The 18,673-nt window shown below is 36.3% G+C and carries 18 protein-coding genes; 3 read left to right on the plus strand and 15 right to left on the minus strand.

All coding sequences use genetic code 11. The annotated features are described in order from the left end of the window. Positions 1–298: 298 nt before the first annotated feature. The 11 genes from LDK52_RS06090 to LDK52_RS06140 all read right to left on the minus strand — a co-directional run bounded on the left by LDK52_RS06090 (position 299) and on the right by LDK52_RS06140 (position 12,260). A protein-coding gene (locus LDK52_RS06090; protein WP_407081794.1) for an IS3 family transposase occupies positions 299–1,632 on the minus strand; the annotation gives its coding sequence in 2 pieces (ribosomal slippage) (positions 299–1,245 and positions 1,245–1,632; 1,335 coding nt in all). A gap of 431 nt (positions 1,633–2,063) precedes the next feature. Next, the gene (locus LDK52_RS06095) at positions 2,064–2,363 is read right to left on the minus strand and encodes a group-specific protein (protein ID WP_277585061.1); all 300 of its coding nucleotides are present in this window, start codon (positions 2,361–2,363) and stop codon (positions 2,064–2,066) included. Further along, entirely contained in the window at positions 2,360–2,533 is a 174-nt protein-coding gene (locus LDK52_RS06100) for a hypothetical protein (protein ID WP_277585062.1), read from the minus strand. The genes LDK52_RS06095 and LDK52_RS06100 overlap by 4 nt, the downstream gene beginning before the upstream one ends. Before the next feature lie 257 nt (positions 2,534–2,790). Next, the gene (locus LDK52_RS06105; protein WP_277585063.1) at positions 2,791–3,738 is read right to left on the minus strand and encodes an LCP family protein; all 948 of its coding nucleotides are present in this window, start codon (positions 3,736–3,738) and stop codon (positions 2,791–2,793) included. A gap of 156 nt (positions 3,739–3,894) precedes the next feature. After that, a complete protein-coding gene (locus tag LDK52_RS06110) occupies positions 3,895–5,082 on the minus strand; it encodes a sensor histidine kinase (protein WP_277585064.1) in 1,188 nt (395 codons plus the stop codon). 175 nt (positions 5,083–5,257) lie between these two features. Then, positions 5,258–5,905, minus strand: coding sequence for a response regulator transcription factor (locus LDK52_RS06115; RefSeq protein ID WP_277585065.1), 648 nt, complete (start codon positions 5,903–5,905; stop codon positions 5,258–5,260). A 176-nt stretch (positions 5,906–6,081) separates the two neighbouring features. Then, on the minus strand, positions 6,082–6,954 hold the full coding sequence (locus LDK52_RS06120; RefSeq protein WP_277585066.1) for a metallophosphoesterase: 873 nt from the start codon (positions 6,952–6,954) through the stop codon (positions 6,082–6,084). 688 nt (positions 6,955–7,642) lie between these two features. Continuing rightward, the gene (locus tag LDK52_RS06125) at positions 7,643–9,211 is read right to left on the minus strand and encodes a hydantoinase/oxoprolinase family protein (RefSeq protein WP_277585067.1); all 1,569 of its coding nucleotides are present in this window, start codon (positions 9,209–9,211) and stop codon (positions 7,643–7,645) included. After that, positions 9,211–10,299 carry a DUF917 domain-containing protein gene (locus LDK52_RS06130; protein ID WP_277585068.1) on the minus strand — a complete coding sequence of 363 codons (1,089 nt, stop codon included), beginning with the start codon at positions 10,297–10,299 and terminating at the stop codon, positions 9,211–9,213. Before LDK52_RS06130 ends, LDK52_RS06125 begins: the two co-directional genes overlap by 1 nt. 16 nt (positions 10,300–10,315) lie before the next feature. Beyond that, positions 10,316–11,641 carry a cytosine permease gene (locus LDK52_RS06135; RefSeq protein WP_277585069.1) on the minus strand — a complete coding sequence of 442 codons (1,326 nt, stop codon included), beginning with the start codon at positions 11,639–11,641 and terminating at the stop codon, positions 10,316–10,318. 37 nt (positions 11,642–11,678) lie between these two features. Further along, complete coding sequence (locus LDK52_RS06140) at positions 11,679–12,260, minus strand: TetR/AcrR family transcriptional regulator (RefSeq protein WP_277585070.1); 582 nt, start codon at positions 12,258–12,260, stop codon at positions 11,679–11,681. Between the two features lie 219 nt (positions 12,261–12,479). Here LDK52_RS06140 and LDK52_RS06145 point away from each other — a divergent pair, with 219 nt between their 5' ends. Further along, positions 12,480–12,614: a hypothetical protein gene (locus LDK52_RS06145; RefSeq protein WP_277585071.1), complete on the plus strand. Its 135-nt coding sequence runs from the start codon at positions 12,480–12,482 to the stop codon at positions 12,612–12,614. 15 nt (positions 12,615–12,629) lie between these two features. Here LDK52_RS06145 and LDK52_RS06150 read toward each other — a convergent pair whose 3' ends face one another. Both LDK52_RS06150 and LDK52_RS06155 read right to left on the minus strand, forming a co-directional pair. Continuing rightward, positions 12,630–13,196 carry a sensor histidine kinase gene (locus tag LDK52_RS06150; protein ID WP_277585072.1) on the minus strand — a complete coding sequence of 189 codons (567 nt, stop codon included), beginning with the start codon at positions 13,194–13,196 and terminating at the stop codon, positions 12,630–12,632. Then, complete coding sequence (locus tag LDK52_RS06155; RefSeq protein WP_277585073.1) at positions 13,180–13,743, minus strand: HAMP domain-containing protein; 564 nt, start codon at positions 13,741–13,743, stop codon at positions 13,180–13,182. Before LDK52_RS06155 ends, LDK52_RS06150 begins: the two co-directional genes overlap by 17 nt. A 259-nt stretch (positions 13,744–14,002) precedes the next feature. Here LDK52_RS06155 and LDK52_RS06160 point away from each other — a divergent pair, with 259 nt between their 5' ends. Further along, on the plus strand, positions 14,003–15,217 hold the full coding sequence (locus tag LDK52_RS06160; RefSeq protein WP_277585074.1) for a site-specific integrase: 1,215 nt from the start codon (positions 14,003–14,005) through the stop codon (positions 15,215–15,217). Between the two features lie 78 nt (positions 15,218–15,295). Here the strand turns inward: LDK52_RS06160 and groL are convergent, their stop codons facing one another. Together groL and groES are read right to left on the minus strand one after the other, a co-directional pair. Continuing rightward, positions 15,296–16,927 (minus strand): chaperonin GroEL, encoded by a 1,632-nt coding sequence (groL, locus tag LDK52_RS06165; protein ID WP_277585075.1) that lies wholly within the window; start codon positions 16,925–16,927, stop codon positions 15,296–15,298. Between the two features lie 37 nt (positions 16,928–16,964). Continuing rightward, on the minus strand, positions 16,965–17,249 hold the full coding sequence (gene groES / locus LDK52_RS06170; protein WP_277585076.1) for a co-chaperone GroES: 285 nt from the start codon (positions 17,247–17,249) through the stop codon (positions 16,965–16,967). Between the two features lie 186 nt (positions 17,250–17,435). Here groES and LDK52_RS06175 point away from each other — a divergent pair, with 186 nt between their 5' ends. Beyond that, positions 17,436–18,173: a CPBP family intramembrane glutamic endopeptidase gene (locus LDK52_RS06175; protein WP_277585077.1), complete on the plus strand. Its 738-nt coding sequence runs from the start codon at positions 17,436–17,438 to the stop codon at positions 18,171–18,173. Positions 18,174–18,673: the final 500 nt, after the last annotated feature.

Here is an 18,673-nt window from a genome sequence, read left to right on the forward strand (position 1 = left end):
ATAAAGTCAGAAACAGGAGCTTGAATTTCACGACCTTTTTCTGTCAAATGGACTCCACTAATCTGGGCATCTTTTTTGTCCCGATCTCGTGGAACTAATCGATTTTTTTAATCATATTTCTAACAATTGGTGGATTACAGCTGACTAACGTCATCTCCTAGTTCTTGATGTTTGTTTGCGTTGTGTTCTTAAACTTTCTGTCCGCTAAAAAATCTTGATAAGCAAATTTCAAAAGCATAAAAAATAACCACCTCTCTAATTTAAAGTGTACCCTTTGTAAAGGACATTTTGAAAAAGCCTAGGCAACTTGTTGAAGCTGCTGTCTGTATTTTGCAGGCGGCAGCTTTTTTAAATTCCATTGGCCTCTATAATGATTGTAATAGGTCATATAACTCTTCACTTCTCGTCTTACTTCTTCTAATGTTTCACAATTTTTTAGGTTCGTTTCATCTTTAAAATGCCCAAAGAACGATTCTTGTGGCGCATTGTCCCAACAGTTTCCACGGCGCGACATCGACTGTCCAAGCTTTAACTTCTTCACTAATTTTTGATAGGTCGGATTTGTGTAATGAAATCCCTGATCTGAATGAATAATGGCATCATTTCGGATATGTGAATGACGACGTTTTAATTGGCGTAGTGTATTTAGGGCAATGTCTAATGTAATTTTATCTGAGACTTCATACGCTAAAATTTCATTCGTTTCAGCGTCTTTAATCGTAGATAAATACGCGCGTTTTCCGCCTCTGTATGTTAAATAAGTGATATCCGTTAATAACACTTTTCCTGCGACACCTTGTTTAAATTGACGTTGTAATTCGTTTTTGCATGTGCGATGTTCTTTCGTTGCCTTTGCCATACGTCGATAGGGGTTCGCTTTTCGGATGGGACAAATAATATCAAACTTTTTCATAATGCGACGTATACGTTTCAAGTTGTACGTAATTTGATATTGATTTTGAAGCGTCATTTTAATTTGGCGTGCTCCTTTGTGACGTCCTCGGAAATGATATGCCTTTAAAATACTATCTCTCAAAACCTCGTCTGAACTGTCTTTAACTGCACGTTTTTGAACGGACTTTTCATCAAAATAATTATAGAAACCTGAACGAGATACATCCATTACCTCGCAAAGATAACTCACCATCCGCTTCAATCTATACTTTTTAATCGTCTGTTGGATGAGTTCAAACTTTAGTTCTGGTGCAATTTTTATTTCTTCTTCAACATCTGCCTTTCGAGTAAATCGAGCTTTTTTAGGAGCTCATTTTCCGCCTCAAGTAATCGTGCTCTCGCTTCTAATCGAGCATACTTTTCTTCAATACTTAGTTCACGTTCAAGCGGGCGTCCTGAATTTGTTTTACGGGTATCTTGTAAACCTTCTATACCTGCTTCTCGAAAGGCTGTACGCCAACGTTTAGCAGCTGTTTTAATTCGATCAATACCGATTAAATCCGCACTTAAACCAGCTTCCTCAAATATATCTCTAGGCAGCTTACCATTCACATTTTCCGCAATAAAATGACGTTTAAATTCGTCTGTATACGTAATTGCTTTATCACTGACCGATTTTATGTAGGAATTCCCTTTTAGTAGTTCTTGTTCTTTTTTAGTTAATAATCTTTTCGTCATTATAGTTTCGCTCCAACATCTTTTTTCCTATTATAAACAAAAGTACCCTACAAGATGGTCTTTTTTCAAAGTGTCCATCTTATAGGGTACATTTTAATTTTGAGAAGTGGTTATTTTTTACTAATTAATTGTGAAATACACTGCTTCACAGAAAGCGATTTAAAAAGAATTACATCATGCCGCCCATAGAGTCTGGGCTATTACAGTTATATACGTACTCGTACAAATCTTTCTATATCAATGTTTCAGAGTGTTTCAATCAATTCAGTTATATCAACCTATACTGGCTTTTATAAGTTTCGGCATCAATTGGGGCATCAAATATTCCTCCATGGCATCAGAAACAGATAGCTGAAATTTTATAAGTTCCGCTATCTGTTTTCTAAATTTCAAACATTATAGAAAGCGCAACATTTCTTATTCTGTTTCTATTACTTTCGTTTATAATCAACCATGCTCCCACCATTTTTATGAACTTCATTATAATATTTATCCATATATATACCGACTTCTTTTTTATGAAACAGCCACTTACTTTCAATGCGTATCTTCGGAAATTCTTCATCATATAAAAGGTGGGTGACAATAGTATTCCAGGACATATTTAAGTATGCACCTAGTTGCTTTGAATTCATAAAAAACACTTCTGATTCAAGTTCTTGTAAATGCTCATCTATTTTCTGAAGATAAAGCTCTTTTAGCTTCTCTTGATCAACTTCTATGCTTATCATTTCTCTTTGCCCACCCAATCATTCAACCACTCAATTTCCTCTTTCGATAAGCTCTGTTCTTCTGTCAATGTATCTTCTACATAGTTCCAATTCGTTTCTTCCCACTTTAAATGTGCTTCCCACTCACGCATAACTTTAACCGCATTTTCTGTTTCTTTATCACGAATCATCTACCCTATATTAAAAAAATTTAAATCCAAATTGAGCAGCAGAAAACTCATATTGTTTAACTAGTAATGGGTGTAATAAAACAAGAACGACCAGTCGCGCCAATAATTCCAGCTCCATAACTAGATTAACCTGGCTGTGTTACATGAATGTTACAAAAAACACTAATCTATTATTTTTTAATTCAACCCCAAAATCCAAGTTGTTATTCAAAATGTTCTTGATAATAGGTAAACCCAAGCCTGTACCAGAAAGCTCCTTACTTCTTAATTTCTTCAGTCGACAAAAACTCTTGTAAAGCTTGTTTGTTTTTCTCGAAATCAATACTAAGAACTGCCCCTGCTGCTACACGCTTATCTTCAAAAGAGTTTTCAACAGGGATACGTAACGTTTCTATATTTCCAGCCTTCCCAATAATCAAACCTTTACCGATTGTAAGGATTGTTCGATTATCAACGTTTGTATTAATGTAAGGTTCAACAACACCAAGTAACTTAGGGAAATTTAGTATACTGTGGATGCTAACAACTTCATCCTTTAATTTCGACAACGCTTCCTGCTGCCGTTCCACTCGCCCAAAGTCACTATGAATATCGTGGCGAAAACGCACATATCCAAGTAGCTGTTTTCCATTCAAAACTTGGTTTCCAGGCTGTAATGTCATGCCGATTCCATGAGACATGGCGTATGGAATATCAACTTTAATACCGTCAGGAGCTATAACATCTACAATTTTTGAAAATCCAGTAAAATCAACAATTGCATAGGAATCAACATCGACATCGAAATTATCCTTTATCGTTTTTCTAACGAGCTCCGGACCTCCAAGAGAAAAGGCAGCATTCATTTTATGGTATCCGTAATCCGGGATATTCACATACGTATCTCTCATAATCGATACGAGTTTCATCTGATGAGTCGTTTGATTATAATGAGCAATCATTAACGTATCAGCCCGTGCAACTTTCTCTCCCCGAGAGTCACTACCTAATAACAGAACATTAATTTCACCAAATTGTGGATCTGCGCCTTCAAATTCATCAAACAACGTTTGTTCTTCTTTAATCAATCCTTCGTTTGCCGTCGCTAATCCGCTATTGTATTGGACTACTCCATATGCGATTCCCGCTAACAAAATCAATGTAGTCACGATAAGGAAGTTCCTCACTCCTTTATGCTTCTTGTTTCTCCGTTCGCTTTTTCCCATCCATAAATCCACCTATCGTTAAATTCTATGTCCTGTTTTATCGTAACTATTTAGGCACATGCATTGTTTAACTAGAAACTCGTGTAAAAGAACTAGAACTAGAACGACCAGTCGAGTTAACAATCACACCTCCATAACTATAGTAACCTGGGTGTGTTACGCGAATGTTACAAAAAACACTAACCTATTATTTTTTAATTCAAACCCAAAATCCAAATTGTGATTATCCAAAATGGTCTTAATAATAGGTAAGCCCAAACCTGTACCAGAAAGCTCCTTACTTCTTGATTTTTCTAATACATAAAATGGTCTCCATATACTTTCCAATTCATTTTCGTCAATTTCGCCAACCCCGTTACTGATCGTAAGCTTGACGGTATTATTGTCTTTAGTTAACGTAATTTCAATACGCTTGTCATTGGAATATTTAATAGCATTGGTAATTAAATTATCAAGTACAACATCTATTCCTTCTTGTTCTGCGCTGATGAAATAGTCCTCACCCGCATCTATATTTAATGAAAAGTTAATACAGTTTTCCTGTAGTATCAATGTGTATTTTCCCGTAACAGCTATGACCTTTTTGCCTAAATCAAAAGTAGATTTGTTTAATGAACTACTTTCTAATTCCGTCCAAAACAAAAGCTTCCCAATTAATAAATCCATTTTCTCAATCTGTTCTTCAATTACATCTCTAAATGTTCCGTCATCCAAACCGTCCAATATTCCCTGTTCATACACTTTCACTATTGAAAGTGGCGTTTTTAACTCATGGGACACATCTGACATTAATTCTCTCAGTCGGTTATTTTGATCATTAATTTCACCATGAGCTTTTTCTAATTTTTCACTCATGATGTTTATACTCTTAGCAAGTTCTCCTACCTCATCATTGGTTTTAATTTCTTCTTTCCTGAATTTCAAATTGGCTATGTCGTGAGATAAATTTTTTAGGGATTCTAATGGCCTTGTAATTTTTTTAGATATGATCACTACTAAAAATATAATCAGAATTACTGAAATGGTCATCAAAAATATATTAAATTTATTAATAATTACGATCGCTTCTTCCATATGTGGTAAAGGCAGTCCTATGGCAATAATAGTATTATCTATTTTAATAAATTTTGTTAAAACTTTATATTTACTTACCCCTTGGTCGTATATCTTATTAACGCTTTTCTCCTGCAAAGTATTTAACGTACTTTCAGTAATCCAGAATTTATTTAGCTTTATTTTTTTAATTTCAAATTCCGATTTTATTCTTTCATTAAGTTGATTCAAACTTCCACTAATCTCTGAGTAAACAATAGTTACGGCGTATTCTTCTTCAATCTGTTTCAAACCGTTTAAAAGATTGTTTTCAGGTTCACCGAGGATATCACTAGCTACCTTATCTAAAATTTTTCTTTGCTCGTAAATGTAATATCTGTCTACTAGGAAAACATTTATTAGTATTGAAAATATAAAAGTACAAATTACTATGGATGATATGCCAGCGGCAAACTTGTGCTTGATTTTAATCTTCCTTCACCTCCAGACAGTACCCAATGCCTCTATACGTCTTAATAATGTCATCCCCAATTTTAGTTCTTAATCTTCGGATGTGGGTATCTACTGTTCTATAATCTCCGTCATAATCCATGCCCCAAACTATGTCAATAAGTCTATCCCTCGATAAAATAACGCCTCTATTTTTAATGAAGACCAGCAACAAATCATATTCTATCTTTGTTAGTTGCAATGGTTCTTCACCCTTATATGCTTTTTTTTCATTTTCCTTTATCCTAATATCTCTGAACTTAATTTCCTCGCCACTATTCATTAGCTTTTTAGCTCTTAAGATTAATATCCGTGGATCAAATGGCTTCTTAATATAGTCATCAGCTCCACCATTTAAGGCTTTTATTTCATCTTCATTTTGACCTTTAGCTGTTAATATCAGGACTTTGGTCTGGCTATTTCCCTTTATATATTTACATACCTCTATTCCATCCATTTTTGGCATCATCCAATCTAAAATGGCTAAGTCAATCTTGGTTGATTCAACTATATTCAATGCTTCCTGTCCATCCCTAGCCTCCAGGACATTGAAGCCTTCATCTCTGAAATAGGCTGAAAGGATCTTAACCATTTGCTGTTCATCATCCGCGATTAGAATATTCAAATCTCGCTCCCCCTTAGATTATGATTTCAACTTCCGGATTTAGAAACACCGACAGAAATCATATAAAACGCAACTTATTTTAGTTGTCTTACATAAGGAAAACAAAAAAGGCCTCACGAAAGTTTGGTCAACTCAGGAGAAGCCTTTAAAAGTCCAAAAATAATCAAAAAGAAGTGTCATAAAGTTATGTCAAACACCGATATCTCAGGAGGGCTCCAAAATCGAATAGGTATCCTCGTTGTGCCGATTCCGCTATTCACATAAAGATGCGTATGAGTTCCTAGCTGATACATCCCTTTTCTATATTTCTTTGCAAGTGGGGGTGTCACCACTGGACCAAACGTTGGAACAACGACCTGCCCTCCGTGACTATGTCCTGCAAGTGCCAAATCAAAATTATCATACCCTATTTCGTCCACAAGGTCTGGCTGATGCAACAGAAGAAGCTTAGCCCCCCGATCGTCAACACCTGAATATGCCTTTTGAACATCCGGTTTTCCAAGCATAGCCTCATCCAACCCTATAATATTTAGTACTTGTCCACTTTCAAGTTCTATTATGCTATTCTCATTTTTTAGTAGTGTAAATCCCGATTTCATCATTAAATCTTCGTAAAACCTAACTCCACCACCTCCGTGGTCATGGTTTCCCCAAACAGCATAATTTCCATACCTACTACTTAGTTTACCCAATATTCCACTTGTTTCAGACCTTCTCTCGAACTCGGATGCTACATCTAGGAGATCTCCCGTAAAAGCGATTATGTCAGGCTCAAGATCGTTGACTCTATCTACAAGCCTCTCTAGCTGCTCTAGCGAATAATTCGGACCTAAATGGACATCTGAAAACTGCACTACCCTAATTGAATCCGTGCCTCCCGACGAGAACTCGAGTTCATACTCCTTTGTGACAAGACGTTTTGGCTCTATTTTAAATGAATATACAGCCAATCCAGCTACTACTACGCTAGCTATAACCAAGCATTTTATTATTCCAAAAACTAACCTTTTCAATCCTTCACTACCTTTTTTACTTAATATTATTAACACCCATCTAAGGTCCTTCATGTGAATTAATTCATAGTTATTTGTATGAGAAACGGTGCCAAATAGGCAGAAGTCCTAATACATCTACAAAATTTATAGTCATCAGTTCTTCCTTTCAAACCAAGCTCGAAATCTAATGTTTTTTCATAGCACTAATTTCCTCTTACTAGTACCATACATTCTCATTGTGACGCCAATGTTACATTTGAATGAAATCTTAACTAATCACAAAATATGATTTCAAGTGCTTGCTTCAAATGTGACAGATGGTCTGTGACTATCGTTTTTTGGATTACCCACATTTTATTTGTAACATTGGATGATGCTGTTAAGCATGCATAAGTAGGGTGATTAAGCTTACTTATGAAAGTAATTATTTTTACACGATTCCACATCTAACTGGAATTACATTGAAAAAGAAGGGCTACTTTTATTACTCTTCAACTAGAACGTTGAAATAAAAATTCCATAGTCGTGGTGCCTGTTAGGCACCACGACTATGGAATAAGTTTTGTGCAGGGAATCTTCTGAGAGCATAATAGGATGGAAAGTTACTAAAACACCAAACAAACGTAAGCCCGAATTATAAAAATAAGCGTACTCTTTCGGTACGCATGACAAAAAGGCTATCCTAAAAGATTAATTTAGGAACAGCCCCTTGATGGAAGTGTATTAGTGAAGACCCTTGACACTATATAATAACAGAGCTTTTAAGATATTGTAGGTCCCCTACCGCCTTCACACGGATTAATAATGCATTGCCAGGTAAATATGCGAGTGGGATATCTTCAACCGAAACAATGGAAATACTTTTTTCATCGGCACCTGCTTTTAACGCTTCATTAGTCGCTAGTTTTTTCGCATCTGTTATCGCTTCTTCTCGCTTCATTGTTTCTAAACTATAAATTTTCTCTACATCGCCACTTACTTGACCAAGTGCAGCGCCTATAGCATTTGCGGCACTGTAGTGTTCTGGCATAATAACTTCAGAAACCCCTCTTAAAGAATTAGAAACTATAATGCTTCCCCCGCCTGATAAAATAAGTGGTACTTCCTTGGAGCTTGTTTTCATTTGATCAATAGCATCCTCTAACATTACTGTCATTTCCTCATATATATTTTCACAAAACGCAATGGAAAGGTGTTCTACTTGTATTGCTTTATCTTGAAAGGCATGTCCTAAACGCGTCACAATATCCGAAGTTGTTAGGACGTCTCCGCCGAATAGAAGTGCCTTTCTAGTGATTTCATAGCCCACACTCTCTGGTCCAATCGTGATATACCCATTTTTTTCGAGTATTTTAGTTCCACCGCCTAGCCCAATGGATAATATGTCTGGCATCCTAAAATTAGTATTTACTCCTCCGATGCTAACCGCTAGGGAAGATTGTCTGGGAAAACCATTTGTCAAAACCCCAATGTCACTTGTTGTTCCCCCAACATCTAGAACTATCGCATTATCCAGCCCTGTTAAATGGGCTGAACCTCGAATGGAGTTTGTAGGGCCACATCCCATGGTGAGAATAGGATAACGTTGTGCGTATGCAGAATTCATTAAAGTCCCATCATTTTGGCTAAAAAAAACTTCAGCTTTAATATTTTGGTTACTTAATGCATTGGAGAATCCGTTAGTGACGGTTTGACCTGTCGTCATTAATGCTGCATTTAATATCGTGGCATTTTCACGTTCAAGTAGACCGATGCTGCCAATCGCATTGGAAAGAGAAATAGGAATATCTCCAAGTTCCTCCCTTACCCAACCAGCCACGATTTCCTCTTGGCCTTTATTTACTGGAGCATATACACCTGAAATGGCGATACTTTTAACAATCCCTTTTACGTCCTTGCAAAACATTGATATTTCATCTCTGTTCAATTCAGAGATTAAACGTCCATCAAATTCATACCCACCCGAGACAATAGCAGATGCAACTTCAATCTTTTCTCTTAAATCTTTTGGCCAATCAGTAAAAGGAGGGATAGCTGTTGTGGCTGGCTTTCCAATTCTTATAACTCCTACTTTGTCCAAGTTTTTACGCTCTACAATGGCATTTGTACAATGTGTGGTACCAAGCATCGCATATTTAATCGCGTTACTATCTACCTTACTTTCTTTCACCAATTTTGCAATAGCTTCTCCTATTCCACTTTCCACATCTTTTGAAGTTGGTACTTTTACCGTATGAATCACCTTTAACTGTTCATCTAGTAAAGCCGCATCTGTATTAGTTCCTCCAACGTCCAATCCTAAGCGATACATTATCTTCTCTCCTTCTGTAACTCTTCCACCGGTCGATAGTCAAAGTCATATCCAAAATAATTAGGTCCAACGGTTTCAATGCCTTTTTTTGTTCGCCATTTATCATGACACGGAAAGGCTACAACCACTACACGGGCTCCATACTTCATTCGCTCTGTTGTAATGGGAAAACCAGTCTCTTCATCTAATACAGCAATTAGATCTGGTGTTGAACATAATATATGCTCGCCTTCTTTAGCTACAAGGTGCTCATTTTGAAAATGGATGGTAAAAGACCTTCCTTGTGCTTGATTTATTCCTTCAAATTGTGCACTTCCCCTTGTAAACCCTCCAACTAGCCTATGCTCAATGTCCGTAATTTTTGCTTCAAATAACTGATATCCTTTTAGCTCCTCTAGCATTTTACGAATACCTTGCTGTTCTTTCCCTTTGTTATCAAGCAGAAATCCTCCGATTTTTTCGGCCAATGTCAGGGTTCCAGGAATAGCACTTTGCTTTACCTCTTTACCTAATAGACTATAATCACAGATGGAAGCGCTTCCTCCCATTTCTATTGTAATGACACGTGCTAATCTTTCGGACCAAACGCCATCACTAGGATATAACACAACGGTGTTTCCCTTTTCGTCAGCCATTGTAACAGGCGATGGTTCTAAACCATCTAAATGAAAAGTAACCATTTGCGCTTCTGGAAAAGCACGCCCCATGGCATCTGCATCTAATAGAGGTAATCCTTTTTTTGCAGCTGCAATAATAGGAGTCAAGGAGTTAATCCCTCCTATCTCAATTGGCATTACCACGTCAACTTTTCGCCCTAATACCTCTTCTAACTTATCAAGTGCTGCAGTGAATTCAATTTCTGACGGTATCTTTTCAATTGTTACAGATGGTGCACCCATTCCAGATACAGGTACCACTAGTTGATCATCTTCTAACTCATCTAAAGAGATTAACGCAACAGGTCCATATTTACGAATCGCCTCTTTGGCCACCAATTTCCCGATATATGGATCACCGCCTCCTCCAGTACCTAGAACAGCAGCCCCTAATGCTATTTTTTCTATAGCTTCTTCATCAATGTATCTCATTATCCTAATACCTCCACTATTTAGTTATTGACTTTCGATTGGTAAACTTTCCTATCACAGTTTGTACAACAAACCCTGCTACAAAGCCATCTAGGGAAGGAACGGTCGTTAGGGAAAATAACTCCGGTCCCGTAGGTTGTAATGTTGTCAAATAAGTGACAACCATTCCTATAACCCAAGCGATGATTGAACGAACAACTATTGTTTTCGGTTCTAGTTCGTTCTCGTAGCGCTTAAATTCTGTTTTCACAGTAAAAAATTCAGAAACGTAGATGCCACCAATTGGTGCAACAACAATGGCTAGTATATCTAGAAAGGGGATAAACTGATCATAAATACCAAAAACAGCTAGGCTCGTAGCCATTAATCCTAAAATAATTGTTAACAACTTTTTTGGTATCTTCGGAAAAACCAAAGAGAATCCGAGAGAAGCGGAATATAGATTGCTTGTATTGGTTGTCCACTGTGCCAGTGTCAATACCAAAACACCAGGTATAGCCATTCCTAATATAATAAAGATGCGCATCATATCATCTGTTCCCATCGACTTTGACAAGATAATGGCTATGACAATCATAAAGCTATTCCCGATGAAAATACCGAAAAAAGTAGCAATAATGGCATCCTTTTTACTTTTCGCCCATCGAGAAATATCTGGTGAAATAGTTGCGCCTACGATAAAAATACTGATAACGAGTGAAACTGCACTACCAAATGTAAAAGCCTCAACATTAGGTAACTCAACAGGTAGTGGGAAATTTTTTAAGGTTAAAAATAAGGTCAATAACATTAAGCCTAATAGAAGAGGCACTGACCACATACTTAACTTTTCAATTGCATGAAACCCGTAGATAGCAGTTGTCATCATTAAAAGGCCGCCGATAAACGATAGCACCTTTACAGGGATGTCTAAACCGGTTAAGTCTTGTAAAATAATATGGGCATTGTCTGCAAAAAAACCAACCTGGACGCCAAACCATCCTAGTAGGGAAACACCAATCACAATAGAAAATGTCAGTGCACCATATTTTCCAAACACATACTTTGTAATCATCGCGGTGGATAAGTTGGTTGAAGCACCTACAACAGCACAGATAGTACATAAGATGGCCAAAAGAAATGATCCCACACAAACTGATAAGATTGCTTGATTTAGTGTCATTCCATTTGCTAGCTCAGCGCCTAACAACACAGAAGATAAATCGACTCCGATAGCAATTAATACCAGGAACATTGAAATCCATGATTTGCGTGCTTGTATGGGAACTGCTTCCTGTTCGTAATCTAATATTTGTTTAACTTCTTCCCGTTGATAATCTAATGCTTGTTTAGCTTCTTTCATTACCAATATACCCCCTTTGCATATTGAACCCATTCATTCATTCGTTACATATACCGTTCCAATAGATGTTCCATATCTGCTCAAAGCGCTTTTTGAATTTGTCTTCTTCGTAATAGAATAACTCCAAAAATATGCCATCCATTAAACATAGGAATGAAACAATCAAATCATCTACAGGTTGATCCCTGATTATGCTTTGCTTTACACCTTGAGAAAATATCCTCAATAAAATCTCATAATGAAACGCTTCCATATCGTAAAAAACTTTTTTCACATCATCGTTTAAATTATTGGTTGGGAAAAAGGCTAGTCTCATATATGCAGCTGTTTTTCCAGGTTGACTTAAATGATAATTACAAACATCTTTTGCCATCTGATAAAGTAAGTCCTTGATAGGCGCATTTTCCATATTGCTTAGTGACTGTTTGATGTACAGAAATTGATCTTCCAATAAATCTTTATAGACAGCCATAAACAGATCTTCTTTGCCTTTAAAAAATGCATAAATAGATGGTGTTTTTATACCGACCTCTTTAGCGATGCTGGCAAGAGTGGCTCGTTCATACCCTTTGTCAGCTAATTGTCTACAAGCAACGTCCTTAATTTTATTTTTTGTCATGTTTCCCCGCCTAACTAATATAGTTAGGCAAGTATAACCCGATTCTTCATAATATTCAACGTTTTCTTAAAAATATAATTTCAATGGAATCATTCATTCACTCAATCTATGTAAGAGCATTACCAGTGACATTGGGTTATTTTGGGTTAAAGACAACTCTAGAGTTTTAACTATTAAACTAAAAACCCCTGAATGAACGTCAGTCCAGGGGGTAAGTGATTGCTTATTGCAACTACAAATATCGGAAATTCAGAAATGAAAATTGATCAACAGAAAACCCATATTGTTAAACTTGAAATGCGAGTAAATGAACTAGAACGACAAGTCCGGCTAACAATCCGCCTCCATAACTAGATTAACCTGGGTGTGTTATGCGAATGTCACAAAAAACACTAGCTTATTATTTATTAATTTAAACCGAAAATCCAAATTGTGATTATCCAAAATGGTCTTGATAATAGGTAATCCTAAACCTGTTCCAGAAAGCTCCTTACTTCTTGATTTTTCAACTACATAAAAAGGCCTCCAGATATTATCTAGCTCACTTTCATCAATTTCACCTACCCCGTTAGCAATCGTAAGCTTTACGGTATTATCGTCTTTAGTTAATGTAATATCAATACGCTTGTCATTGGAATATTTAATAGCATTGGTAATTAGATTATCAAGTACAACATCTATTCCTTCTTTTTCTGCACGAATAAAATACTCCCTGTCCGCATCTACATTCATTGAAAAATCAATACTGTTTTCCTGTAGTATCAGTGCGTATTTCCCCATGATAGCAATAATACTTTTGCCTAAATCAAAATTTGATTTGTTTAATGAACTGTTTTCTAATTCTGTCCAAAACAAAAGCTTTCCGATTAATAAATCCATTTTCTCAATCTGTTCTCCAATTACATCCCTAAAGGTTCCGTCATCCAAACCGTCCAATAACTTTCACTATTGAAAGTGGCGTTTTTAGCTCATGGGACACATCTGACATTAAATCTCTCAATCGGTTATTTTGATCATTAATTTCACCATGAGCTTTCTCTAATTTTTCACTCATGATGTTTATGCTCTTTGCAAGTTCTCCTACCTCATCATTTGTTTTAATCTCTTCTTTCCTGAATTTCAAATTGGCTATATCTTGAGACAAGTTTTTCAAGGATTCTAAAGGCCTTGTGATTTTTTTAGATATTATCACTACTAAAAAGATAATTAATATTACGGAAATGGTCATTATAAATATATTAAATCTATTTATAATTACGATCGCTTCTTCCATATGCGGTAAGGGTAATCCAATGGCAATAATAAAATTATCTATTTTTATAAATTTAGTTAAAACTTTATATTTACTTACCCCTTGATCGTAAATCTTATTAACGCTTTTCTCCTGTAAAGTATTTAACGTACTTTCAGTAATCCAAAATTTGTTTAGCTTTATTTTTTTCATTTCAAATTCTGATTTTATTCTTTCATTAAGTTGATCCAAACTTCCAATAATCTCTGAATAAACAATAGTTACGGCGTATTCTTCTTCTATCTGTTTTAAGCCATTTAATAGATTATTTTCAGGTACACCGAGTATTCCGCTAGCTACCTTATCTAAAACCTTTCTTTGCTCATAAATGTAATATCTGTCTACTAGGAAAACATTTATTAGTATTGAAAATATAAAAGTACAAATTAAAATGGATGATATTGTTACAGAAGTATTTAGTAAAAGGAACTGAAGGGAGTAGAGTTAGCTAATGGCACGGTATGAGAAATATGAAACGAAAAGCGGACAGCGTTGGATGTATATTGTAGAGGGTGGTATTAACCCGCAGACTGGAAAAAGACGTAGAATTGTTAAACGTGGTTTTAAACGTGAAAAGGATGCTAAAGATGCTGCACTAAAATTTGAATACCAAATGAATATTCTAAACTTTGAAATCAAAGAAGACATTACCTTTAAAGATATGGCTGATGAATGGCTTTCCTTCTACCAAACAACTGAGATAAAAATAAGCACAATCCGGGTACGTGTTCACGAAATCGGGCATCTGAATGATTATTTTGCTTTATATAAAATGAAAGAGATCACAAAAACTATGTACCAAAATGCACTTAACCATTTAAAAAACAAAAAGAATCTGGCCTATAACACTATTTCTGGAATTCACGGAACTGCACGTATGATTTTTAAAAGGGAAAGGGAACAGGATGTACTTATTTCTGACCCAACGGAGTTCGCAAGGATACCTAAAGATAGAACAACAGTTGAAGAAATTGAAAACACGGAAGTAAAAGAATTATTTCTTGAAAAAGATGAGTTAAAGCTATTTTTAGAGAAAGCAAAAGAAATGAAACAGGAAACATATGCAATTTTACTCGTACTTTCTTGGACTGGTTTAAGAGTAGGGGAACTCGTAGCGTTAAGATGGAGTGATATAGATTTTATTCAAAAAACAATTAGTATAACGAAAACGTATTACAACCCAACTAATAACAGCGTTAAATATACACTATTGCCACCCAAAACGACTTCGTCTATTCGTAAAATCATAGTTGAGGATGAAGTCATAGATGTACTACTAAATCAGAAAAAGTTAATCGATGCTGTAAAAGAAGAAGTTGGCGATGAATATTATGACAAGAATTATGTATTCGGCAGAATGAACCCGCCCTATTTCGGCTATCCACTTTTTATTAAGACTGTTCAAAATCGGATGGAAGCCGTACTAAAACAATTGCCAACTATCACTAAGCATCTTACTCCTCACTCATTAAGGCATACGCATACTTCTCTTATGGCAGAAGCAGGTGTCGATCTATTCGAGATAATGGATAGGCTAGGACATAGAGATGATGAAACGACAACACAAGTTTATTTGCACATTACAAAAGAGAAACAAAAAAAGGCCTCTCAAAAGTTTGGTCAACTAATGAGAAGCCTTTCAGAGCCAGAAAATGAACTAAAATAAATTTTAGGCATCAAAATGGCATCAATAACAATGGCACATAGCTTGAAACCTTGGTGTTAAAGGCTTCATTTTGCTATTTTACATCATGCCGCCCATTCCGCCCATGTCAGGCATGCCCATTCCTGCGCCGCCTTTTTCTGGGATGTCCGCTACTACTGCTTCTGTAGTTAAGAATAATGCTGCTACAGATGCAGCATTTTGAAGTGCTGAACGAGTTACTTTAGTTGGATCTACGATACCAGCTTCGATCATGTTCACCCATTCGCCTGTTGCAGCGTTGAAACCGATACCGACTTCTTCACGTTTCAAACGATCTACAACGATAGATCCTTCCAGACCTGCGTTGTTAGCGATTTGACGAACTGGTTCTTCTAATGCACGAAGTACAATTTTCAGACCTGTTGCTACGTCGCCTTCTTTTGTTTCTGCTAATGCTGCAACTTTGTTATATACGTTTACTAGTGCAGTACCACCACCAGCTACGATACCTTCTTCTACTGCTGCGCGAGTTGCATTTAGAGCATCTTCAATGCGAAGTTTACGTTCTTTTAGTTCTGTTTCTGTTGCTGCTCCGACTTTCACTACAGCTACACCACCAGCTAATTTAGCTAGGCGTTCTTGCAGTTTTTCTTTGTCGAATTCAGATGTAGTATCTTCTAATTGAGAACGGATTTGTGCTACACGACCAGCGATGCGATCAGACTCTCCGTTACCCTCTACGATTGTCGTATTGTCTTTAGATACAACCACTTTAGAAGCGCGACCTAATTGTGTAATGTTAGCAGATTTTAAGTCTAAGCCTAAATCTTCTGTAATTACTTCAGCTCCAGTTAGAACTGCGATATCTTCTAGCATTGCTTTACGACGGTCCCCAAATCCTGGAGCTTTAACAGCTACAGCATTGAAAGTTCCACGTAATTTGTTTAACACAAGAGTAGCTAAAGCTTCCCCTTCTACATCCTCAGAGATTAGTAAAAGTGGTTTACCTTGTTGTACTACTTGCTCAAGCACAGGAAGGATTTCTTGAATGCTTGTAATTTTTTTATCTGTAATTAAAATATATGGATTCTCTAAAACAGCTTCCATTTTATCGGAATCTGTCACCATATAAGGAGATGCGTATCCACGGTCGAACTGCATACCTTCTACGACATCAAGTTCCGTAGTGAAACCTTTAGATTCTTCAATTGTAATAACACCGTCGTTTCCAACGCGTTCCATTGCTTCGGCGATTAAATCTCCAACTTCAGAATCTCCTGAAGAAATAGCTGCAACCTGAGCAATAGACTCTTTACCTTCGATTTGTTTAGAAATTGCTTTTAACTCTGTAATTGCTGCAGCAACTGCAAGGTCAATACCTTTACGAATTCCTACTGGGTTAGCACCCGCTGTTACGTTTTTCAATCCTTCACGAATCATTGATTGCGCTAATACAGTAGCAGTTGTTGTACCGTCACCAGCGATATCATTTGTTTTAGAAGCAACCTCAGCTACTAGTTTTGCACCCATGTTTTCAAATGGGTCTTCTAATTCGATATCTTTTGCAATCGTTACACCGTCATTTGTAATAAGTGGTGAACCAAATTTTTTCTCAAGAACTACGTTACGTCCTTTTGGTCCAAGCGTTACTTTAACAGCATCTGCAAGTTTGTCTACACCACGTAGCATTGCACTACGAGCGTCTTCACTGAATTTAATTTCTTTAGCCATGTGTTAGTTACCTCCTAAATATATTTTCGAAGTTATATTAGCCAATTACAGCTAGAACATCGCTTTCGCGTAATATTAAATAGTCATTGTTGTCATATTTTACTTCTGTACCTGAATATTTAGAGAAGATGATACGGTCTCCCTCTTTAACGTCAAGTTCAACGCGAGTGCCGTTTTCAAGTACTCGTCCAGTCCCTATAGCAATAACTTTACCTTCTTGCGGTTTTTCTTTAGCAGATTCTGGAAGTACGATGCCAGATGCTGTTTTTTCCTCAGCTTCGATTAATTCGATTATGATACGATCACCTAATGGTCTTAACAAGTGAAACTACCTCCCTAAAATAGTAAAATTTAATATTATTAGCACTCTTACTCTTCGAGTGCTAACACTCTTCTAATAATAATTAATCACAGAACATTTTGCAAGTGAGAAGGTATCTTTTTCTTTTATTTCTTTTTTCCGATACAATAAAGAAGAAGGTACAAATAGAGAGGAATATAACTTTTCATGAAACAACAAAAAACAGGTATATACATTTTAATCGTTTACTGTATTATGCAGTTATCAGGAGCGGTACTTGTACCATTTCTGCCATCCCTTTATAACTTTTTTGAAACAAGAGGTGTGGAAGATCCGGCACTTAATATTTCTGGTTGGTGGGTATTTCTCAGCATGGGAATCGCCACAATAATCACCTTACTGATCATCCGGAAAGACAATACTTACTTGAAGCAATTAAAAGGTACGCCATCCCTAATTCTTCAAACGATCAGCTGGGGATTTGCCGGTTTTTTCTTAGTACTCGTTGGTCAAGGTATTGCCGCAAGCATCGAACTTAGATTTGGTGTAGATCCTGGTTCAGATAATACAACCCAGTTTATCGAAATCGCCCAAGCTGTTCCATTTGCGATTTTTTCAATTGTCATTTTTGCTCCTATCTTAGAGGAACTCATATTTCGACGCATCATTTTCGGAACCTTATTACCGAAAACCAATTTCTTTGTAGCTGCTTCTGTCAGTGCGATTGCGTTCGGTATTATTCACTTTGACTTTACGCACATCCTAATATATGCAGTATCTGGATTTATATTCTCGTATATCTATTACAAGACCAAGCGCATTATCGCATCTATTATCTCCCATATGCTATTAAATGGATTTGTTGTACTTGTCCAATTTTACGGAGAAGATATTCAAAATTTTTTAAAACAATACTCAAATTTGCAAATAATATTTTTTCATTAATAAAAACGGGAACATAGACCCCTGTTCCTTTAAAGTCCATACCTATTTCATTCGTTTTCGAAGGGCTTTGGCCAGACTTTTTCCTATATTATTTCCGAGTGAACTTTTAGTGATATTGGTTGTGACGTTAGTCACAACCAATATCACTTTTTTCGTTAATCTTATAGCGTTTGTATGTCCGTCGCCCTCCTACAACTTCTAGAAACAATTTAATGTGTTTTTGGATAACTAGAGAAAAGATTCATTACTATTCATAGAGAAAGCTCTCGAAGATGCAATTTCGTTCGCTATCTCGCTTCTTTATTAGTAAATTCTTACTATTTCTCTTTATTCCACTAGTAAAAAATGAAATATAACTTCACTTATTATTAAAATTAAATATTAGTATTTCTAATTCAAAAGGGATTACAAATAATTTTATTACTCTCTGACCTATCTTATAATCTAAGTGATAAGCTATGCTATATCTTAGATTGGAGTACTACACATTTTTTTGATTG

This window comes from Psychrobacillus antarcticus (genome assembly GCF_029533155.1).
In the GTDB taxonomy this organism is placed as follows: domain Bacteria; phylum Bacillota; class Bacilli; order Bacillales_A; family Planococcaceae; genus Psychrobacillus; species Psychrobacillus antarcticus.